The 20,273-nt window shown below is 53.4% G+C and carries 21 protein-coding genes; 10 read left to right on the top strand and 11 right to left on the bottom strand.

From position 1 onward, the window contains the following. The first annotated feature begins 15 nt into the window (after positions 1 to 15). The 3 genes from C7T94_RS13925 to C7T94_RS13915 are packed head-to-tail and all read left to right on the top strand — an operon-like array spanning position 16 to position 2,249. Entirely contained in the window at positions 16 to 759 is a 744-nt protein-coding gene (locus C7T94_RS13925; RefSeq protein WP_107215890.1) for an SDR family oxidoreductase, read from the top strand. 24 nt (positions 760 to 783) lie between these two features. Further along, positions 784 to 1,659: an alpha/beta fold hydrolase gene (locus C7T94_RS13920; RefSeq protein ID WP_107215889.1), complete on the top strand. Its 876-nt coding sequence runs from the start codon at positions 784 to 786 to the stop codon at positions 1,657 to 1,659. A 35-nt stretch (positions 1,660 to 1,694) separates the two neighbouring features. Further along, positions 1,695 to 2,249: a DUF1572 family protein gene (locus C7T94_RS13915; protein WP_107215888.1), complete on the top strand. Its 555-nt coding sequence runs from the start codon at positions 1,695 to 1,697 to the stop codon at positions 2,247 to 2,249. Between the two features lie 37 nt (positions 2,250 to 2,286). Here the strand turns inward: C7T94_RS13915 and C7T94_RS19405 are convergent, their stop codons facing one another. The 5 genes from C7T94_RS19405 to C7T94_RS13885 all read right to left on the bottom strand — a co-directional run bounded on the left by C7T94_RS19405 (position 2,287) and on the right by C7T94_RS13885 (position 7,020). Further along, positions 2,287 to 2,433: a hypothetical protein gene (locus tag C7T94_RS19405; RefSeq protein ID WP_162618694.1), complete on the bottom strand. Its 147-nt coding sequence runs from the start codon at positions 2,431 to 2,433 to the stop codon at positions 2,287 to 2,289. A 366-nt stretch (positions 2,434 to 2,799) separates the two neighbouring features. Further along, the gene (locus C7T94_RS13905; protein WP_107216133.1) at positions 2,800 to 3,723 is read right to left on the bottom strand and encodes a cyclase family protein; all 924 of its coding nucleotides are present in this window, start codon (positions 3,721 to 3,723) and stop codon (positions 2,800 to 2,802) included. 287 nt (positions 3,724 to 4,010) lie between these two features. Then, complete coding sequence (locus tag C7T94_RS13895) at positions 4,011 to 4,925, bottom strand: helix-turn-helix domain-containing protein (RefSeq protein ID WP_107215885.1); 915 nt, start codon at positions 4,923 to 4,925, stop codon at positions 4,011 to 4,013. 64 nt (positions 4,926 to 4,989) lie between these two features. Next, on the bottom strand, positions 4,990 to 5,847 hold the full coding sequence (locus C7T94_RS13890; protein WP_107215884.1) for an SDR family oxidoreductase: 858 nt from the start codon (positions 5,845 to 5,847) through the stop codon (positions 4,990 to 4,992). A gap of 147 nt (positions 5,848 to 5,994) precedes the next feature. Beyond that, the gene (locus C7T94_RS13885; RefSeq protein ID WP_107215883.1) at positions 5,995 to 7,020 is read right to left on the bottom strand and encodes an AraC family transcriptional regulator; all 1,026 of its coding nucleotides are present in this window, start codon (positions 7,018 to 7,020) and stop codon (positions 5,995 to 5,997) included. Between the two features lie 132 nt (positions 7,021 to 7,152). Between C7T94_RS13885 and C7T94_RS13880 the strand changes: the two genes are divergently transcribed. Then, a complete protein-coding gene (locus C7T94_RS13880; protein ID WP_107215882.1) occupies positions 7,153 to 7,533 on the top strand; it encodes a hypothetical protein in 381 nt (126 codons plus the stop codon). On the opposite strand, the gene C7T94_RS13875 is transcribed toward C7T94_RS13880, so the two are convergent. After that, positions 7,530 to 8,453, bottom strand: coding sequence for a family 43 glycosylhydrolase (locus C7T94_RS13875; protein ID WP_107215881.1), 924 nt, complete (start codon positions 8,451 to 8,453; stop codon positions 7,530 to 7,532). The genes C7T94_RS13880 and C7T94_RS13875 overlap by 4 nt on opposite strands. A gap of 129 nt (positions 8,454 to 8,582) precedes the next feature. Here C7T94_RS13875 and C7T94_RS13870 point away from each other — a divergent pair, with 129 nt between their 5' ends. Continuing rightward, positions 8,583 to 10,403, top strand: coding sequence for an alpha-L-fucosidase (locus C7T94_RS13870; protein WP_107215880.1), 1,821 nt, complete (start codon positions 8,583 to 8,585; stop codon positions 10,401 to 10,403). Here C7T94_RS13870 and C7T94_RS13865 read toward each other — a convergent pair whose 3' ends face one another. From C7T94_RS13865 to C7T94_RS13855, 3 genes are all read right to left on the bottom strand, one after another. After that, positions 10,404 to 10,874, bottom strand: coding sequence for a GNAT family N-acetyltransferase (locus C7T94_RS13865; protein WP_107215879.1), 471 nt, complete (start codon positions 10,872 to 10,874; stop codon positions 10,404 to 10,406). After that, positions 10,871 to 11,374, bottom strand: coding sequence for a DinB family protein (locus C7T94_RS13860; RefSeq protein WP_107215878.1), 504 nt, complete (start codon positions 11,372 to 11,374; stop codon positions 10,871 to 10,873). Before C7T94_RS13860 ends, C7T94_RS13865 begins: the two co-directional genes overlap by 4 nt. A gap of 67 nt (positions 11,375 to 11,441) precedes the next feature. Beyond that, positions 11,442 to 12,815 carry an NAD-dependent succinate-semialdehyde dehydrogenase gene (locus C7T94_RS13855; RefSeq protein WP_107215877.1) on the bottom strand — a complete coding sequence of 458 codons (1,374 nt, stop codon included), beginning with the start codon at positions 12,813 to 12,815 and terminating at the stop codon, positions 11,442 to 11,444. 228 nt (positions 12,816 to 13,043) lie between these two features. On the opposite strand from C7T94_RS13855, the gene C7T94_RS13850 reads away from it, so the two are divergent. Beyond that, a complete protein-coding gene (locus C7T94_RS13850; protein WP_162618693.1) occupies positions 13,044 to 15,440 on the top strand; it encodes a TonB-dependent receptor in 2,397 nt (798 codons plus the stop codon). A gap of 164 nt (positions 15,441 to 15,604) precedes the next feature. Further along, entirely contained in the window at positions 15,605 to 15,988 is a 384-nt protein-coding gene (locus tag C7T94_RS13845) for a nuclear transport factor 2 family protein (protein ID WP_162618692.1), read from the top strand. Positions 15,989 to 16,011: 23 nt separating this feature from the next. On the opposite strand, the gene C7T94_RS13840 is transcribed toward C7T94_RS13845, so the two are convergent. Beyond that, positions 16,012 to 16,377, bottom strand: a complete 366-nt coding sequence (locus tag C7T94_RS13840) for a cupin domain-containing protein (RefSeq protein WP_239495018.1) — start codon at positions 16,375 to 16,377, stop codon at positions 16,012 to 16,014. After that, positions 16,377 to 17,249, bottom strand: coding sequence for an NmrA family NAD(P)-binding protein (locus C7T94_RS13835; protein WP_204353282.1), 873 nt, complete (start codon positions 17,247 to 17,249; stop codon positions 16,377 to 16,379). The genes C7T94_RS13840 and C7T94_RS13835 overlap by 1 nt, the downstream gene beginning before the upstream one ends. Before the next feature lie 151 nt (positions 17,250 to 17,400). On the opposite strand from C7T94_RS13835, the gene C7T94_RS13830 reads away from it, so the two are divergent. The 3 genes from C7T94_RS13830 to C7T94_RS13820 all read left to right on the top strand — a co-directional run bounded on the left by C7T94_RS13830 (position 17,401) and on the right by C7T94_RS13820 (position 20,239). Then, on the top strand, positions 17,401 to 18,141 hold the full coding sequence (locus tag C7T94_RS13830) for an alpha/beta fold hydrolase (RefSeq protein ID WP_107215873.1): 741 nt from the start codon (positions 17,401 to 17,403) through the stop codon (positions 18,139 to 18,141). Positions 18,142 to 18,188: 47 nt separating this feature from the next. Continuing rightward, positions 18,189 to 19,367 carry an MFS transporter gene (locus tag C7T94_RS13825; protein WP_107215872.1) on the top strand — a complete coding sequence of 393 codons (1,179 nt, stop codon included), beginning with the start codon at positions 18,189 to 18,191 and terminating at the stop codon, positions 19,365 to 19,367. Between the two features lie 92 nt (positions 19,368 to 19,459). Further along, positions 19,460 to 20,239 carry a DNA-formamidopyrimidine glycosylase family protein gene (locus C7T94_RS13820; RefSeq protein WP_107215871.1) on the top strand — a complete coding sequence of 260 codons (780 nt, stop codon included), beginning with the start codon at positions 19,460 to 19,462 and terminating at the stop codon, positions 20,237 to 20,239. Positions 20,240 to 20,273 lie beyond the last annotated feature (34 nt).

Below are 20,273 nucleotides of genomic sequence, written 5' to 3'. Positions count from 1 at the left end.
CATTTAAATCTGACTATGAAAACCATGATCATTACGGGGGCCAGCCGTGGAATTGGCGCTGCCACGGCCCTTCTTGCCGCTGCAAATGGCTTTGCTGTTATTGTTAACTACCGGCAAAACGAAGCGGCAGCTGCGGCAGTTGCCCGGCATATCCGTGCGGCGGGGGGGCAGGCGGAGACGGTTCAGGCAGACGTCTCGCGCGAGGATGACGTGCTACGGCTTTTTGCTGAAACCGACCGGCTGTTCGGCAGGCCTGATGTGCTGGTTAACAATGCAGGCATCCTGGAACGGCAAATGCGTTTGGAAGACATGGATGTCTTGCGCCTTAACCGCATTTTTGCCGCCAACATTACCGGTCAGTTCATCTGCGCGCGCGAGGCGGTTAAACGCATGTCTCTGAAGCATGGCGGCCGCGGAGGGAATATTGTAAATGTATCGTCGGTTGCCGCTCGAACGGGATCGCCAAATGAATACCTGGATTACGCAGCCTCGAAAGCCGCGATAGATGCGCTGACCATCGGTTTGTCGAAAGAGGTTGCCGGCGAAGGCATCCGCGTTAACGCTGTCAGGCCGGGCTTTATTTATACAGATATCCACGCGGATGGAGGCGAGGCGGGCAGGGTAGACCGGCTTAAAGACAGCATTCCCATGAGGCGGGGTGGCCGCGCTGAAGAAGTGGCCGAAGCGATTCTATGGCTGAGCACAGACAGATCTTCGTATTCAACCGGTATCTTTGTCGATGTTTCGGGGGGCAGGTAACGATTAAACCTTAAAAATGTCGCAATGAGCATTCAAATCTCAAACAAACGCCAGCTTGTAAATGGCGTGGAAATCTTTTACCGGGAAGCCGGCAACCGCAAAAACCCTGCTGTGCTGCTGCTGCACGGTTTCCCGACATCGTCTGTCATGTTCAAAAACCTGATGACAGCGCTTGCAGATAAATATTATCTGGTCGCGCCCGATTACCCTGGCTTTGGCTTCAGCGATTTTCCTGATCAAAAGCATTTCTCATATTCTTTCGACAATATAGCTGCGGTTATGGCAGCATTCGCAGAGGCAATTGGGCTGGATCGCTTTTTCATTTACCTGCACGATTACGGTGCCACCATCGGGCTGCGCCTGTGTCTCAGGAACCCGGCGAAAATTCTCGGACTGATCGTGCAAAACGGAAATGCTTATGAGGAGGGCCTTGGTCCGCAATGGGACGAGACAAAAGACTATTGGGCAAACCCGGCCCCTGAGAAAAAAGAAAGATTCATGTCTTTTTTAAGCGAAGAAGGGACAAAGGCACAATACGTTGCCGGTTTACCCGATCATCTGCTGCCGCGCGTGGGGCCTGAACTCTGGACGCTCGACTGGACGCTGATGAGCAGGCCGGGCAATATTGACATGCAGGCGGAGCTGAATTTCGACTACCGCAACAACCCTCCCTTGTTTAAGACATTTCAGGCCTATTTCAGGGACAACCAGCCGCCCGCCCTGGTGATCTGGGGCCGGTACGACGTCTTCTTTAGTGTCGAGGAAGCGCACTGTTACCAGCTTGACCTGCCTGCGGCCGAACTGCATATTCTCGAGGCAGGTCACATGCCGCTGGAAACGAATTTTGACGAAGTTTCGGCGCTTATCAGCGCCTTCCTGGAACGGCACACCTCATCGTAATCAAGGGATAATCATAAACTATTAAATTCAGTACAATGGAATCCAGTTACCTTTTAAGTGTTGCAAAGCAGTTTGAATATTACCGCTCCCTTGGCGAACGGGCCATGGACCAGTTGCCCGACGAGGCGCTGTTTTGGCAATACAATGAATCGAGCAACAGCATTGCTATCATCGTGAACCACATAGCCGGTAACATGTTGTCGCGCTTCACTGATTTTCTGACTTCAGACGGGGAAAAACCCTGGCGAAACCGCGACAATGAGTTCGAGCCTGCGCTTACAGGCCGGGCTGAACTGATGGCTCGCTGGAACATGGGCTGGGATTGCCTGCTGGGCACATTGGCCGGTCTGGAACAGGGGCAGCTGGAATCGATCGTCTACATCAGGAACGACGGGCATACGGTGATCGAAGCACTAAACCGCCAGCTTGCACATTATCCCTACCACATCGGGCAGCTTATTTACATCGCCAAGATGGCGGCGAACGAAAACTGGAACAGCCTGTCTATTGCCAGGAACAAATCAGGCGATTACAATTCCAGGAAGTTTAGCCAGGACCCTTCAAAGCGCCACTTTACCGACGATCTTTAGCGGCAAGTACCCTACCGGGCGCCGGTCAGCAGGGAACTTATGCCAGCTTACCATTTGCATAGGCTTTCTGCAGGTAGGTCCTTACTTCTTCGTTCAGGTCGTCTGCCGAGAGTAGCCGCAGGTGGTGGTTATAATCGCTGGTTCCCGGTACCTGTGCTATTTTCCGGAAACAGGTTGCTTTCATGGACCGTTTTGAACGGCAGGACCAGGTCAATAAAATTTTTGCCGATCTGGATAATGTAAGCAAAACGGACATCTGCAGCGATCACGATCATTGATTTGGTGGCATGCAGGTTTACCGGTCCGATGTTCCTAAGGGCGCCGGTCAATGCGTCGAGGATTTCCAGGGCCTGCCGGCTTCGCCCAGCCAGAAAATCATTGACGGTTTGGTCACCGCAACAGTGGTGCTGATTGGTCCGTTGAAAATTCCGGCCGCAGGCATTGCAGGTCCACATGTTTTTATTCTGGTTTGCTGCAACGCCTGCGGCGATGCCTCTTAAGTTTATGGTTGGACAGTTCTTTACAGACTATGGGCGCAAAGCTGACTGCTTCACCTCGCAGCAGGTTCAGTCTGCGAACCGCTGACAGGCTTCATCCGCGCATAAGCCCTTACGGGGAACGTGCCCACCCCTTTGAACTTTGGCGGAACGGCGCTGAATGTAAAGCCGTCACGCGGCAGCGCCTGCAAATTACAAAGGTGTTCTGCGATCAGGATCCGGGCGCCGAGCAGGATGCTGTGTACGGGTCTGCTGTTCCCTGATGTGTCGTCGATGTTGTGCGAGTCAATACCCACCAGTTTTACCCCGCAGTCTTTCAGGTAAGCGGCCGCACCGGCCGTCAGGTACGGATGACCTTCAAAGTAAGCTTCCGTGTTCCACTTATCTGACCAGCCCGTGTGAATAAGGACCGCCCGGTTGCGTATTTCATGATTTTCGAGGTGTTCCGGCTGTATGGTCAGCGTTTGTGTGTACGGCACGCTGATCACCACCGCATCGAGTTCGGCAAACCGCTCCAGCACCGTATCTGCAAGGTCTTCGCCATCAGCATACCGGTGAAATGGGCAGTCTACATAGGTGCCTGTATTGCTGACCATTTCAATTTTGCTGATCTGGAATTCGGTGCCGGGCTCATACAGGTCCGCCGAGTCTGCCCTGCTTAAATAATCGCAAACCAATGGGGCAGGGAGGCCTTTGTAGGTCAGGATTCCTTCGCCAATGGTATGGCTCAGGTCGATCAGTCCCGTTTCGCGTACAGCGGCATCAATTGGCGTTCGTTTATGCGGCTCAGTGAGTATTTCTTTGTTCAGGATGTTCACCTTGCCGACCATTAGCAGGCGCAGGTCATCGACAATATAATCTGCCAGTTCCCGGTCGCCGATGTCGTTCCCTGAAATGTCCAGCCTGAAATCTTCACCGCGCAGGCTGCCTCCATTGGTGAAAAATAATTCGAAGTCAAATTTTACTCTTTTTTCCATCGGTTTCATTGAGCGAAAATTAAGGAAAAAATGCCTAACCCGTAATCTTATTCTTTTGCCGGTAGCCTTTCGGCGAAGCGCCGATGCATTTTTTAAACAGGCCTGAAAAGTAATATGGCTTGTCATAACCAAGTTCGGGGACAATGCCCTCTATGTGGTTCGTTCCAAAACACAGCAGCTGGGCAGCAGCATCTAGGGCTGCATTTTCAAGCTTGCGGCAACAGACCCGAACCAGTTGGTTTCCAGTTACGGAACAAGCGCCGCCTGGTGTCGGCCAGGCGGTGCTTTTAGTTAAAATAGGACCGGAATTCAACCGGCGTCTGGCTGGTTTTGCTTTTGAAAAATTTGCTGAACGACTGCGAATGTTCGAAACCAAGGCTGTAGGCAATTTCGGCAACCGAGAGGTCAGTAGCCGACAATTTTTCTTTGGCTTTTTCGATAAGTTTATCATGAATAAACTGCTGGGTGCTTTGTCCCGTCAGTACCTTGAGGAGGGTGCTCAGGTAGTTTGCTGAGATGTTCAGCTCGTCAGCAACGCCCTGAACGCTCGGCAGCCCCTGTGCCCCAAGGTGATCATCTGAAAAGTAGGCATTCAGCAGCTGCTCGAGTTTGTGCAGCACCTGGTGGTTGCTGATTTTTCGCGTCAGGAATTGCCGGTTGTAAAAGCGGTCGGCATGGATGAGCAAAAATTCCAGCTGGTTTACAATCAGCGACTGACTGAAACGGTCCATGTTTGAGCGGTATTCTTTCTCGATATTTTGAAAGATCCCCGCAATTACGGCTTCCTCTTTTTCTGACAGAAAAAGGGCTTCGTTCACCTTGTACTGGAAAAAGTCGTAGCTCCTGATCTGGCCGGCCAGCGGTGTATTCCATAAAAAGTCGGGGTGCAGCAGCAAGAGCCAGCCTGACTGGCAGATATTGATGCCGGGATCAATCTCCACCCGTAGCAACTGCTGCGGCGCAAAGAAAGACAGCACGCCCGAATCAAAATCGTAAGGCTGCTGTCCGTAGTTGAATTTAGCCTGTACATTGCGCTTCAGCGCGAACATATAGAAATCCTGCATCCACTTCAGGTCGCTGATATCAGCCGGGTAGGTGACCTTGCTGTAGTCGATCAGGCTGATCAGCGGATGCTCGGGTTTTGGCAAACCATAATAGCGGTGCAGATCGTGCAGCGTGCGGAAACGGATTGTATCTGCCATGTTCTAAAGATATCTAAATTTTTCTGGTCTGGCCACCCGCATTGCACAGGTGTTCAGTGTTACTTTATTCGCTAATTGCAGTGGATTCTGCAAGTTCCAGGTTTTCGGCAAGTGCCTGCTCAATGACAGCGATCTTTGCTTTTGCAAACTGCGAGGCGCCGACTCCCATAAAGAAATGAACGGGCGGAGCTGCCTGCTTGCTGAGTTCAATAAACACTTCCGCTGCCTTTTTCGGGTCATTCGGCTGGTTGCTGTTGATCTCATTCAGGTGCTGCGCCTCGACCTCGCGGGCGTTGACATACTCAGCTATCGGATTGGCAGGGACCATGGCCGAATCTTTAGCCAGAAAGTTGGTCCTGAAATATCCGGGATACACCAGCGTGGTATGAATGCCAAACGGACGCATTTCTTCTGCCAGGGCTTCGGTATAGCCGGCCATGGCAAACTTGGTCGAGCAATAGATGCCAAAGGCTGGGAAATTACCAACGAAACCTCCAATTGAGGCAATGTTGAAAATGTGGCCCGAGCGCTGCTGCCGCAGGTAAGGGGCCGCATTGCGGATCACGTGCAGCGGCCCGAATACGTTTACGTCGAAATTTTTCCTGACCTCTTCATCGCTCAGCTCTTCCAGGGTGCCGATCTGGCTGTAGCCGGCATTGTTGACAATCACGTCCAGCCGTCCGAACCGTTCGAGCACACGTTCAATAGCCGCTTTTACATCTGCATGGCTGGTCACGTCCATGGCCAGCGGCAGGAAATTTTCATGGTTGCCGGCGGCATCTGTCAGTGCCTCTTTTTTTCTTGATGTTGCCGCTACCCGGTAACCTTCGGCCAACAGGCGCTGAACCAGCTCTGCACCAAGTCCTTTCGATGCGCCGGTTATAAACCATACTTTGTCGTTTTGTTTTTCTTGAGTTGTCATTGCTAAAAAATTGATGATACAAATTTGCAGCAACACGGCCGCGTTCCTGTATCCAATATCTGGATTGTTGTAGCCAAATCTTTTATGCATGCGCCCGGCGTAAATGGGTTAGGCCGCTTCCAGCGGGGAAGTCAATCAAAGCGCTGCTCAGCCGTCTGTGGCCAGGCCCTTTTTTCGATATGCCGCAGGTGTCATACCTGTCCAGCGCTTGAAGGCCTTCAGAAATGCGCTTGGCTCGTTATAGCCCAGGATCGAGGCGATGTCTTTGACCGGGTGGTGTGCCGCCTGCAAATACTGCATAGCCAGGTTTTTCCTAACGGCTTCGACGATTTCTGCAAATGTTCTGCCTTCTTCCCGGAGTTTACGCTGCAGCGTACGCACGCTCATGTTGAAATTGGCAGCCACTGCGTCGAGTGTAAGTGCATATAAAAAGGAATTGGCAAGCAGGTAATTATAGACCTTTGCCTGCAAAACACCCTTGCTTTCGCCAGTAAGCATCAGGTGGCTTACCTGCTGCAGCAAATAGTTCTGCATTTCGTGGTTGGCAGACAGGACCGGCGCCTCCAGCAGGCGTTTCTCAAACGCGATACGGAAAGGTCCTGGTTTGGGCAATATTTTTCCGCGAAACACGCGCTGGTATTCAGCCTGGCCGTTTACCCGGTATGGGAAACACACGGCAGCCGGTTCAATCCGCGCCAGCAGCAACCCGTCCAGCTCATGGAGTACAAAGACCATAAGGTACTCGCCCATCTGCCGGCAGGTGTGGGGATATTGGCTGGCCAGCGTTTCATCGGTATGCAGTTCAAACTGCATCAGGCTACCTTCGCTAACAAGGCGTGCCGTAAACAGGTCTGACAGCAGGGGTACCAGCGCGGCGCCATTGGTCAGCGCATCCAGGACGGTCGAGCTGGTTTGAATCAGCTGGCCTACAACACCCAGTGCGGCCAGTTGCATGCTTTCGCCAAAATGCAGGCCGAACAGGGGGTCGCCCGTCAGGGTAACGGCATTCTGCCAGGCCTTTTCGACTTGCATAGCGGTTAGCCGCAGCGTTTGCTGTTGCTGAAGCGTCCGCATGTCGAGTCCCGAACCGAGCAACAGCCGGGCAGGGTCTATACCGTACCTTGAACCCTGGGCAGTCAGCGCCAGCACCAATTTTTTCTGATAGTCTTCCATCGCTGGCAAAGATATCCCATACACATCAGCAACGTATCAACATGGCATGAAATAACTGTTTTCTGGCATGAATTGACAATCTATAAACCGGCGTGCTGCTGCAACTTTGTATCATACCAAAAACAAAACACCATGTTAAATTTAAAAAACACCCTTTTCGTAAACGCCGCCAGCTCGGGAGCTACCGGCATATTGCTGATCATATTCTCCAATGAAACGGCCAGGCTGTTCGGCCTGCAAGCAGCCGGCCCGTTTACCGCCACGGGCATTTTCCTGGTTGCCTTTGCAGCCCTGGTATTCGCGGCTGCGGGTAAACATACGCATGCAGGCCTCGTTCAGCTCGTTACCATGCTCGACCTGCTGTGGGTAGCCGCCAGTGTGCTGCTCGTCTTATTTGCCGGCAGCAGTTTTTCAGGTCTGGGCATAGGCGCCGTGTTGGCAGTAGCCGGCTGGGTTGCCCTGATGGCCTTTCTACAGGTAAGGGGGTTGCGGTCCCTTCAGGGGGCTGCCTAGCTTGTTGCCTGCGTGGCCGGAACGGGTGCGAACGCCCTTGGTCCTTCAGATGTCATGATGACGCGTTGTATGGTCCCATCGGGATTGTAGTGCAGCGCGTCCAGGCATACAGACCGCCGGTGACTGCCGCCTGTTTCCAGAGCACCGTTGTGGTAAAAGAATAGGCTGCGTCCCTGAAAATCAATGATGGCCGGACGGTTGGTCTCGCAATTGCCGGCCACTTCATTCAAAATTCCTTTAAATGCCCAGGGGCCTTCGCAACTGCGGGACATGCAGTATGCCACGCGCTCAGGCTGGCCGTAACCATAACTGAGGTAATACCAGCCGTCGCGCTTGTGCAGGTGAGCCCCTTCGCGAAAACCGGGCAGTTCCAGCTTGCTTACCGGGCCATCGAGGCTGCGCAGGTCGGCTCTGAGCCTGGCGAAATAACAGACGCCGTTTCCCCACACCAGGAAAATCTTGCCGTCGTCGTCGACAAGCACGGTTGGGTCCAGGTTGGCAAGTTCCAGGTCCTGATCGGGAATCATCTGCTGGTCTACCAGGGGAGCGCCGATCGCATCACGAAACGGGCCTTCCGGCCTGTCGGCTACGGCAAGGGCAATCGCTTTTCCGCCGGAGGCGTTGGTAACCGAAAGGAACCAGTAATACTGGTCCCGGTAAGCGATGACTTTAGAGGCATACGCATCGCCGCTGGCCCATTCAAAGTCGGTAGCACGCAGCGGAATGGGGTGTTCCTCCCAATGCAGCAGGTCGGCCGACGAGAAACAAAGCCAGTGGTTCATGACGTATACATTGCTGCCTTCCGGAGCTTCGTCATGTCCGGTGTACAGGTAGATGCGGCCCCCGCTTTCAATCACAGTCGGATCGCAGGTAAAAGTGTGCCGGATAACGGGATTGCCGTTTAATTGAGTTACTTCCATGGGGATGAGGATTTTAGTTCAAGGACTAAACAATCTGAAGCGCAGAACGGCTTAAAAAAAGTGTATTTTGCTTTTGCGGCCGTTTTTTTCTGTGTAGTTTCACCGCCACTCAAATCAGAACCACACCGCATGTTAAAGAAATACTGCTTCCTGCTTACGCTCTCTTTTACCATCGTGTTCCAGTCCGGCGCAAGGCAGACGCAGCAGGCCGATAAGATGAAATGGTTTGCCGACGCCAAACTGGGCATTTTTATTCACTGGGGAATCTATTCGGTGAACGGCGTTTCTGAATCCTGGTCGTTTTTCAATAATTACCTCAGCCACGAGTCGTACATGAAACAGCTTACGGGCTTTCATGCAAATCAATACAATCCTGAGGCCTGGGCTGCGCTGATTGCCGAAAGCGGCGCCAAATATACGGTCATCACGGCCAAACACCATGATGGTGTATCCTTGTGGGACAGCAAAGCTATGGGTGCCATAACCACGCTGAACCACAGCGCAGCCCGGCGCGACCTGCTTACGCCCTTTGTAAACGCCATTCGGCGGCAAAACCTCAAAACGGGGCTTTATTTTTCTTTGCCTGACTGGTCATATCCGGATTACGATGTTTTTACAAGCATTCGTAAGCGTTACCAGCTGACTGCCGCGCCAGAACGCTGGCAGCGTTTTCAGAGTTACCTGAACAGCCAGCTCGAGGAGCTGAACAGCCAGTATCGGCCCGACCTGTTCTGGTTTGACGGAGACTGGGAGCACCATGCAGCCGAGTGGAATGCTCCGGCTATCCGCGCGAAACTCCTGCAGCAAAATCCTTCGGTGATCCTGAATTCCCGTTTAAACAGCCAGGGAGACTACGATACGCCCGAACAGGGTATACCTGTGAAGCGTCCGGCCTCGAAATTCTGGGAACTCTGTTACACCATGAACGACTCCTGGGGATACCAGGAATTTGACCGCAGGTACAAAACGCCGAACATGATTATCCGCACGCTGATCGATTGCATCAGCATGGGCGGAAACCTGCTGCTCGACATCGGGCCAAAGGCCGATGGCACCATTCCTGACGAGCAGGTGCGTGTGCTGAAGGCGCTCGGACGGTGGACAAAAAAACACGGAGAGGCGATCTTCGGCAGCCAGGCAGGCATATCCGAGAACAATTTCAGGGGGAAAACCACCCGTTCTGCAGACGGCCGAAAAGTCTATTTATTCCTTGACCGCCGCAATATTGGTCAGCTGACCGTGTATGGGACCGAAACACCGCTGCGCTCGGCCCGGGTAATCGGTTACGCCGGTAAAATCACCTTCAAAAAAAATGGCTCCCAGCTTACTATCGATGTTCCGGCGGCAGCCGAAGATGCCGATGCCACTGTTGTTGAACTGGGCTTCGATACCACCCCGGTCTTTGCCGACCGCAAACCCGGCAACCTGAGCCTGGTCGAGATAGCGGAAGAAAAAGAACCGGTTAAACAGATCGCAGCCCTGAGCAGCTCAGTGGCTGCAGGGTACAATCCTTTTCCTGAAAAACGGCTGGAGCCTGACGGGATAGGATTTGAATGGCGCCGAAAAGACGAACTGGCTGCATGGATCAAAAAACATGCGGAGGCACTGTATAAAACCGGTAAAGGACTTCCGTTTACACATTACGATGGGGAGTCGGCCCTTTCTGCAGACAAGCGTACCTTGTATCTTTTTGTAAAGGGGCAGCCCACAGGCCCCATTGCGGTTAAAGGCCTGCAAAATACGATTCAGCGGGTGCGGATCGTGGGGCAGGGTACCATGCTTCCGCATGAGATATACAATAAACTGTATTGGAGCAAGACACCCGGCATCGTTTATATAGACATTCCTGCCAAACTGCTCGATCCCCAAATGACGGTGGTTGCGCTGCTGCTCGACGGGCCCGCGACTATTTTCACCGAGGATACCGGCGCTATACAGAACAACCTCTGATCAGTCTCCCAGGCGCATGGTGAGCAGGTGAGGACTGAATCCAGCTTTTTCATAAGCCCTGATGGCGGGCTCATTTCCCGCATAGACGTCCAACCGGACTTCGCTGATGCCTTGACCGCGTGCCCAGGCCACGAGTGCTTCAATAACCTGCTGGTTAATTCCGCGACCGCGGAAGCCGGGGTCCACGAACATAAAACCCAGGTGTGCATACTGATCAAACAGCTGGTAGGGCTTGGCTGCTTTTAAAATGGCATACCCACCTCCAACCGGCTTTCCGCCAGCATCGGCCACCACCACACAGGCATCTTCTGCAAGGATCATGGCACCAAGGTCGTAGTATTCTATGGCACCCGGCTTCAGGGTGGGGTCAAAAGGGCGTTCGGCCGAAACAATGCCCTGTTCAAAAGCGCGCAGCAGCGGCAGTTCTTCTATTTTCGCTTCGCGGATGGTAATTTGTTGGTCACTGCTCATTGTTCAGAGATTTTGGAGATGATTTGTTTAAGTTGGCCAATGTGCCTCTGGGTGTGTACCTGCACAAAGGCGAGCCATTCCAGTCGGGTCAGCGCACCGAATCCTGGCAGCTCGAAACCCAGGCAGGTGGGCTGCAGGTCTTCGGTTTTGGCAAAGTGCGTAATCTGCGCCGTAATGCCTTGCAGTGCTCCGGTCAGTTCAGGTTTTGGAATGGGCCGGGCATCGGGAACAAGTTCAGCCGGCGACTGCATTTTGACGTCCCGGTCCAGGAACATGCGGCGCAGCTCCGTTACGTGCGCATCTGCCGGTCGTGTGGTGGGCTTTAATGGGCCCTGCAGCACCGACAGGACCTGGTAAGACTTAAGCAGGTGCTGGCCCAATTGTGAGGCGGTCCAGCTTCCACTGAACGGAACGGTGTCCAGCTGGTCCTGGCTCAACCCGTCGAGCTGTATCAATAACTCCTGGAAACTGTGCGCTAATTTTTGTTGCAGTTCTTGCATGGGGATGTGATTTTAGGTTTCCAAAGTTAAGCGCTGCCGGCGGGACTGCAAAGTTATTTGTCTGGACTTAACTGATGTAAACGGTTTTGATGTTGACAAACTCGTGAATGCCAAATTCACCAAGTTCGCGGCCGTAGCCTGACTGGTTAATGCCGCCAAAGGGCAGGCGGGGGTCAGAACGCACCAGGTCATTGACAAAACAGGACCCAGCCTGCAGCTGGTTGCGGGCCAATGACTCGGCCAGCGCCGCATTGCGCGTAAAGACTGCTGCGCCCAGCCCGAATATGCTGCCATTTGCCAGCTCGACCGCATGCCGGGTGTCGCGTGCGCGGATAATGGAAGCGACCGGGCCGAAGATCTCTTCGCTGAAAGCGGGCATGCCTTTTTTAACGCCCGAAAGTACGGTAGGCTGATAAAAGGCATGGTTGCCCTGCTTTTGCGGAACCGTGCCGCCTGTCAGGCACCTGGCACCGGCACGTATGTTCTGCAGTACCTGTTCATGCAGCTCGTTGCGCAGGTCAGCCCGCGCCATAGGCCCCAGATCGGTTTCCGGATCGAAGGGGTCGCCGGTGGTTCGCCGGGACATTTCTGCGCAGAACAATGCGGTAAAATCCTTTTCAACGCTTGCCGCTACGATAAAACGTTTGGCGGCGATGCAGCTTTGCCCGTTGTTGATCAGCCTGCTTGATGCGCAGGCTGCAGCTGCCTCCCCGAGATCTGCGTCGGCAAGGACCAGGTAGGGGTCGCTGCCTCCCAGTTCGAGCACCGTTTTCTTGAGCAGGCTTCCTGCCTTTTCTGCAACTTTCCTGCCTGCTTCGGTGCTCCCGGTCAGTGTGACAGCTTTCACCAGCGGGTGCGCAATCACATCGTTCATAGCCCCCGAGCCAAGCAGCAGGGTTTGAAATACGCCCGCGGGGAAACCTGCTTCTGCAACAAGGCTTTCGATGGCCAGCGCGCAGCCCGGTACGTTCGATGCATGTTTTAGCAAACCGCAATTGCCCGCCATCAGCGCAGGCGCCAGGAACCTGAAAACCTGCCAGAAAGGAAAATTCCAGGGCATGATAGCCAGCACCAGGCCAATTGGCTGAAAACTGACATAACTGCTCGCGGCCGCGGTAGCAACCGCCTGGTCTGCAAGAAACGAAGTGCCGTGTTCGGCGTAATACCGGCAAACAGACGCACATTTGTCTATTTCAGCCCTGCCGTCTTTGAGCGGTTTTCCCATTTCGACGGCCATCAGAATGGCCATTTCCTCTTTGCGCTGCTCCAGCACCAGCGCCAGTTTAACCAGAAGCTGCGCCCGGTCGGCGAGCGCTGTTTCACGCCACTGCAGCCAGCACTGCTGTGCCCGGGTAATTCTCTTACCGGTTTGTGCAGTGCTGTGGGCGGTGTAGCGCTTAACCTGCCGGCCGGTTGCGGGGTTAATGGAATGGAAAATCATAGCAAAGAATATATGTGTAAATCTAACCGGAGTCGCCTGTTTTTGTTTGCCGCAGGCCCACGTTGCCAGAGGCGGAGAAACTGGCAAACCGCAGTTGCGCGCGTCTTTTGCTGCAGGGCGTTCGTCGAGTACGAGGGGCATTATGTCGAAATAAATTTTGCAGGGCGTAACGTAGGTACGAAAGTTTTCGTCTTACAGCCAAACAAAAGAAAACTCAATTGCATCCAGATGAAACTTTTTACAAGCACCTTCCTTATCGTACTGATCTCGGCTACCGCCTCGATGGCGCAGCGTCTTGTTAAGGGACGTGTGCGCGATGAGAAAGCGGCGGGCATACCGTTCGCAACCGTATTGCTTTTTGCCGAGGGCCAAACCGCGCCGGCGGCACAGAAGATCGCCGACAGCGCCGGTAATTATGAGCTGCAGGCCAGGACTGCAGGCAAATACAGGCTCAGGGCATCGGCCGTCGGTTACAAGGAAATAACTAAAGATATCGAGATTGCGCAGCAAACGCTGACAGCAGACTTCGTGCTGCCAGGCTCTGGTCAGCAGCTTTCTGATGTGGTTGTTGCCGGTCGCAAACCCCTGATTACCCGCAAAGCAGACCGCATCGTCATGAACATTGAAAACAATGCGCTTGCTTCGGGCAAGTCCTCGCTTGAAACCATGAGCCTGGCGCCGGGGGTTTTTGTGCGCGATGGCCAGATATCTATAAACGGCAATTCGGGCACCCGGATTATGGTGAATGGCAAACTGCTGCAGCTCTCTGGCGACGACCTGACCAATTACCTGAACGCCCTGCGGAGCGATGAGATCGAGTCGATGGAAATCATCGCCCATCCGCCGGCCGAGTACGATGCGCAGGGAACCGGCGGCATGATTAACATTGTGCTAAAAAAGCAGGGAAAGGCGGGCCTGAACGGGTCTGTGTATTCGAACTACAGGCAGGGTCGTTACGGCGGTTTTGACAATGGTGTGCAGGCCAATTTCAAAAAAGGCAAACTGGGTCTGATCGCGAATTATTCGTATTCAAACATGAAGCGCTTTAACGACATTGATCAAAACAGGAACTTTCCGCAAAACGGCATGTACAGCGCGGTGAACAATGGCATCAGCCGCAATACCGGTCAGCGCCTGCGACTGGGAGGCACATTTGATATTGACGACAAACAATACATCGCACTTGACTATACCGGATCTTTCGGTACATACACAGACGATTTCGTAGCAAGAACGCAGATCGTTTATCCGAATGCCATAAACAATTCTTTAAGCAGCGGGCTGTTTCCCGGCCGCTCGGCGAGCGATTACCAGGCGGCGGGTATCAATTACCACCTGAAAACAGATACGCTGGGCTCTGCGTTGGTCGTCCTGTCAGATTACAGCATTAACAACGCCAGGAACCGGTCGCAGGGCGAAACCTCGTTCTTTAATGCCAACAACCAGTTTGTGCGCGACACGGCGTTCCGAAACTCGACGCCCAGCGATGCGAAGATCTTCACAGCCGATGCCAAATACATCCAATCTTTCGGTAAACTGGGTAAGCTGACCGGCGGCGGAAAGATTTCTGTTACTGACATTGACAATCGCGCCGCATTCGAAGCCTTTACCGGCGGCAACTGGATCGGCAGCGCAGGCCAGGACTTTACCTACCTGTACAAAGAAAATATCGTGGCCGCCTATCTGAAGTTCGATGCCACCCTTGCAGGAACGGATGTTCAGCTCGGGCTGCGCGGCGAAAACACCAATTTGACCGGCACCCTGTTCAACAGGGGGCAAACGACAGAAAATAAGCGGGATTACTTTAACCTTTTTCCCAGCGTATACCTGAAAAGGAACCTGAACAAGGAAGGAAGTTACAACATCAGCGCAAGTTACAACAGGCGGTTCAACAGACCCTCGTTCTTCGATCTTAACCCCTATGTTGGTTATATCGACAACTATTCTTACTCGATGGGCAACCCTTACCTGACGCCTGAGTTTAACAATGCTTACGAGGTGAATTTCACCATGGCCAGCAAATATGTGCTCACGGCAAGTTATACCCGCAACCGCGACGCCATCAACAACATCATCAAAACGGCCGATGACAACCCCGAGGTCATGATTCAGCAACCGAACAACGTCGGCTCGACCGAAAACTACCTGGTCGGCCTGTTTGCACCGGTCAAAGCAGCCAAATGGTGGGACATGCAATATACCCTGCAGTTCAGCAACCAGCGGGTTAACGCGCCGCAGTATGCCATTTCCAAAAACATCCTGACACTGCAAACCAACCACGCTTTCACATTGCCAAACCAATGGTCCATTAATTTGAACGCCTTTTACCTGTCGCGCATTATTTTTGCAAATGCGGTCCTGAACCGCCTGTACGCGGTGAATGCGGGTGTGCAGAAAAAAATGTTCAAGAACAGACTTGTACTGAAGGCCAGCGTAGATGATATCTTTTTCACGAACAAAGTGAGCGGCTCGTTTTATTTCAATGATTTTACGATGAATTTTTCGCAACTGCAGCAGGACCGGCGTTTTTCCCTGGGGCTGACGTATAACTTCGATCTCGGAAAAGCCTTTAAAATGAAAAATATAGAAAGCAGCAGCGATGACGTGAAAAGCCGGCTGAAGTAAGTGCGGCCGGATGCTTCCGGCCGATACCAGTAAAGGCGGCAGCGGGCTTTTTTGAGAAATTTCGCAGCCCATGTATCTTTAACAGGTGAATGCACCGCTTGACCGCCTGCTTGATCGCTTCATCCGCGCCGCTGGTGTTGCCGGGTGCTAAAAACGAGTTTGAAATGGAACATGCAGAAAAAGAAGCCCTGATCAGGACCTATATCCGGGCTTACAATCATTTTGATCTTCCCGGTATGCTGGCTGGCCTGCACCCGGACATCATCTTCGAAAACAGAAGCGGAGCGGAGCTGACCATGCGGCTGGAAGGCCTCGCTGCCTTTGAAAAGCAGGCTGCCGAAGCGCTCAGCTATTTCTCAAACCGGGAACAGCAGATTGCTGCATTGCGGCACATCGGTAGCAGCACAGAGATTGACATCATTTACCGTGCAGTTGCGGCTGCAGACCTGTCGAGCAGCCTGAAAAAGGGCGACCGGCTCGAAATGGACGGCCGGTCGGTTTTTACGTTCAGCGAAGGGAAGATTGCTTCCATTACCGATATCAGCTAAAAGGCGATAAGGTTGCAGCGGCTTCAGGAGCCCGGATCTGCCTGCGGTTGTTCGCAGGCAAGGGTTGTCATACCCGCGCTTTCGAAGGTCAGGTTCACGGATCTGACGCCCCCGGGCCGGGTACGGTGCGGGGTGCCGGCGGGGATGGTCAGCAGCTGGCCAGGCAGGAGCTCAAGGCTGCGGTTTGCCAGATCAACCCATACACTGCCCTCTACAACGAGGAAAATTTCGTCAGAATCGGGATGCAAATGCCAGAAATACGGGGCAGTCATCATACCGATGCGTACCACATGATCATTCACGGTCGAGAGCACATCGTTCTGGTAATCGCCGGTCATTAAACCCGCTACTTTAGCCAGGTCGATGACGTGAACCTCAGATCGCGCCATTATTTTCCGGGTTTCAGCGTTTGCAGCAGAAAATCTTCCAGCGTGGTTTCAGCTTGCAGCCAAACGGTGCCCTGTTTTTGAGGCCCTGCCTGGCCGCTCGCCACCAGCTCGGTCATCTGTATAAAATTGCGTGTGCCATCAGCTGTAAAACCCATGCCTGAAATGACCTGTTCCCACTCCTCCCGGGGAATTTGCCGGGCCTTTACTTCTTTTCCCGAGATCTTTGCAAAAGCGGCGGCCACCTCGTCGGCACTGTATTGGCGCGGCCCTTCTAATTCGTAGATCTTGCTGGCACCCAGGCCTCCGGGCATCAGTTTGGCGGCCAGTGCGGCCACATCGGCCGGCGCCACCATGGGTATCGGCAGGTCTGGAGGGAAAAAGGTGGGCAGCACGCCGGTGCGGATCGCCTCGTCATACCCCATCATCCAGTTGCTGAAATAATAAGCCGGGCGAATAAAGATCTGCTCCACCTCACTATCGGTAAAATTTTGCTCAAGCATAAAAGACATGAGCAGGTTCCCGCTGTTTTCGCTGAACTGAGCGCCCATCGATGAAATGCCCACAATTTTTTGGACAGAGGAGCGCCTGATGGCAAAACGGTAGTTGTCAAGTATGGCCTTGGTTTCGGCGAGGATGTCATTGCTTTGGCCGCTTTCAGGCGTGATAATGAAAAGGGCACGCCCATCCTGGAACGCCCTGATCATGGCTTCCCGGTCGTGCGCGTCGGCAACAAAGGCTTCTGCTCCTTTATCAAGCAGCGCGATGCGCTTTTCTTCAGACCTGACAATACCCCTGACCGGTGCGCCGTCTTTCAGCAGGTTTTCAACAACCATAGAGCCTACCTGGCCCGATGCCCCAACTATAATGTTCATGATGCTTAGAATTTAAATGCCATACCGGTGCCCGGTAACGAGGACAGGGATGACAGGATGAAAACAGCGGGAGGGCAGTGAAAGTTTTCAGCCACAAATCCGGCACACGATCTGGCCTACCGGAGGCGGATTAATTTTGTAAATTGAGCCTATGAAAATAGTCTTGAAATTTCTGCTGTTACTCGTTGTGCCTGTCATAAATAGTCAGGCACAGCGTAAACCGGTATTCGTTATGGTGCACGGGGCCTGGGGCGGCAACTGGTCGTTTAAAAAAACTGATTCGCTGCTGACACGGGCAGGCGTACATGTGTACCGTCCCAGCCTGAGCGGGCAGGGAGAGCGGGTGCACCTGGCTTCGAAAGACATTGGCCTGGCTACGCACATCAAAGATGTGGTCAACACCATTCTCTACGAAGATCTGCACAACGTAGTCCTGATGGGGCACAGTTACGGTGGCATGGTGATTACGGGTGTTGCCGACAGCATTCCTGACCGCATTGCAAAACTGATCTATCTCGACGCCTTTGCACCGAACGACGGGGATAACGCGTTCACCACACACGGGACTGCTGCGCCGGCACAGGTTAGCGGCCAGGACTTCATGATACCCGTATGGGTAAAGGCCGGGCAACGCCCACCGAAAGATGTGCCGCAGGCTACCAAAACTTTTCTGGAGCCCGTTCGGTGGCGAAATCCTGCTGCGCTGAAACTGCCTGCAACCTATATTCTCACCGTTGATCCGGGTAAAACCGCTGCCGCCGATTCTTTCTATCCTTCGTCAAAGCGCGCCCGCGAGCGCGGCTGGAAGGTGGTCGAAATGTCTGCAGACCACAATCCGCAGATGTCTGCGCCCGAACGCCTAGCCATCCTGCTGCTCCCGGAGATCAAATAGCATTGCAACAAATTGCGATTTTTATAATTATTGCATAATATTGCAAAATGAAAGAAATATCTGCAGCCGATGTAAGGCGTGCGCGCAAGGCGACGAAGTCTGTTTTCCTGGTTTGCGGACTGGGTGTAGCCAGCTGGGCCCCAATGGTTCCTTTCGCAAAAGACCGGCTGCAGCTGGACGATGCGGCGTTGGGCATGGTGCTCCTGCTGCTTGGTGCGGGGGCAATCGTCGCGATGCCGCTTGCGGGCCTGCTTGTGCACCGCGCGGGCAGTCGCCTGGTCATGTTGTGTTCCGGTTTGCTGACGGCGGCGACGCTTCCTTTACTCATTTGGCTGGCCACACCAATAACGCTGGGAATTGGCCTGTTCGTTTTCGGTGCGGGCGTGGGGGCGATCGACGTGTCGATGAACGCACACGCGGTCGTGGTTCAGAACCTGTACGGAAAACATATTTTATCATCTTTTCATGGGCTGTTCAGCGTTGGCGGGTTATGTGGTTCATTGGGACTTGGTTTCCTGATCAGCCTGGGCCTTTCGCCGGGTATCGCCGCGCTGAGTATATCGGCGTTGCTGGCCGCCATCCTGCTGCTTCAGTTCCGCTTCCTGCTTGACCGGGGCGCAGAACTGGATGGGGGAGAGCCTGCGGCAGAGCAGGGAGATCCCGGGGCAAGGATGCTATGGCTCAGACCGGCTGTGCTCTTCCTTGGGCTCATGTGTTTTGTGCTGTTCCTTGCCGAAGGGGCCATGCTGGATTGGAGCGCGCTGCTGCTTCGCGAACACCGGGGTATGGAGGCGGCTTTCGCAGGATCGGGTTATGCCGCCTTTTCGGTGGCCATGGCAACCATGCGGCTGCTGGGCGATGGACTGATCGAGCGGTTCAGTTCGCGTAGAATTGTGCTGTGGGGAACACTGCTCGCGGCCTTCGGGCTCTTGCTTGCAGTGAGCACACCCTGGACCATCACGGCCCTGCTTGGTTTTGTTCTTCTTGGCCTGGGTGCAGCCAATACGGTTCCGGTATTTTTCTCTGCTGCAGGAAAGCTGAAACATGTGCCGCCTGCGGTGGCCATTCCGGCGGTCACCACAATGGGTTATGCCGGACAGCTTGCGGGTCCCGGCCTGCTGGGTTTTGTAGCTTTTCACTTTTCCCTGCCGCTGGCGCTGGGCCTGACAGGCGTTGCCATTTGTTTTGCCGGCCTGGCTTTTTATTTCAGACAGGTGAAGGACTAACCGGTATCAGGGATGGATAAACAGCCATCTGCTTGTTGAGAAAAAATGGCTCAGGCCTGTTCGCGGCAGTCGGTTTTTTGCTAAATTCGCATATGCCAGAATTACCTGATTTAGAAGTCTTCGCTGCCAATCTCGATAAGCAGTTTAAAGGCAAAGTGTTAAAAGAAATCGATGTTACCGTTACCAGGAAACTGAATGTTGAGGTGCCGGAGTTAAAGAAAAAACTGGAAGGTCATAAGCTTTCTTCGGTTTCGCGCAATGGCAAAAGCCTCCTGCTTGACTTTGGTAAGGACCGCATGCTGGGACTGCACCTGATGCTTCATGGGGAACTGCAAATGAAAGAAGAAGGTAAAGAACCCCGTTTCCCGATCATCGGATTTGATTTTACCGATGGAAGCGGGTTTTTCATGACCGACTTTCAGAAAGCGGCAACGCCGACGCTGAACCCCGTTATTTCAGAGGTTCCTGATGCTTTTACCATGAGTAAAGAAGCTTTTCTGGAATTGCTGGCCGGTAAAAAGACTGAGATCAAGAGCATTCTCCTCGATCAGAAATTCATCAGAGGTATTGGAAACGCTTACGCAGACGAGATCCTCTGGGAAGCGCGTATTTACCCTTTCTCGCCCGCAAAGGCTATCCCCGCCAAGAATGCCGAAAAGCTCTATGAGGCCATGCAGCGCGTGCTAAAAAATGCCATTGCCGAGATCAGGAAAGCCAATCCGGACCAGTTGAGCGGCGAATTGCGCGATTTTATGAACATACACCACAGCAAGAAAACCGAAAGCCCGACCGGCGCAAGGATCCAAACCCGGAAAGTTGGAGGCCGCACCACCTATTTTACCGAAGAACAGGAACGTTTCGGGCTCAGCTGATCGGTCTGAACACCGTTTTATTGCAATGCTTAAT

Source organism: Pedobacter yulinensis, from assembly GCF_003029735.1.
Taxonomy (GTDB): domain Bacteria; phylum Bacteroidota; class Bacteroidia; order Sphingobacteriales; family Sphingobacteriaceae; genus Pedobacter; species Pedobacter yulinensis.
Note: the sequence above shows the minus strand (reverse complement) of the source record. Positions and strands in the feature narration are given on the sequence as shown.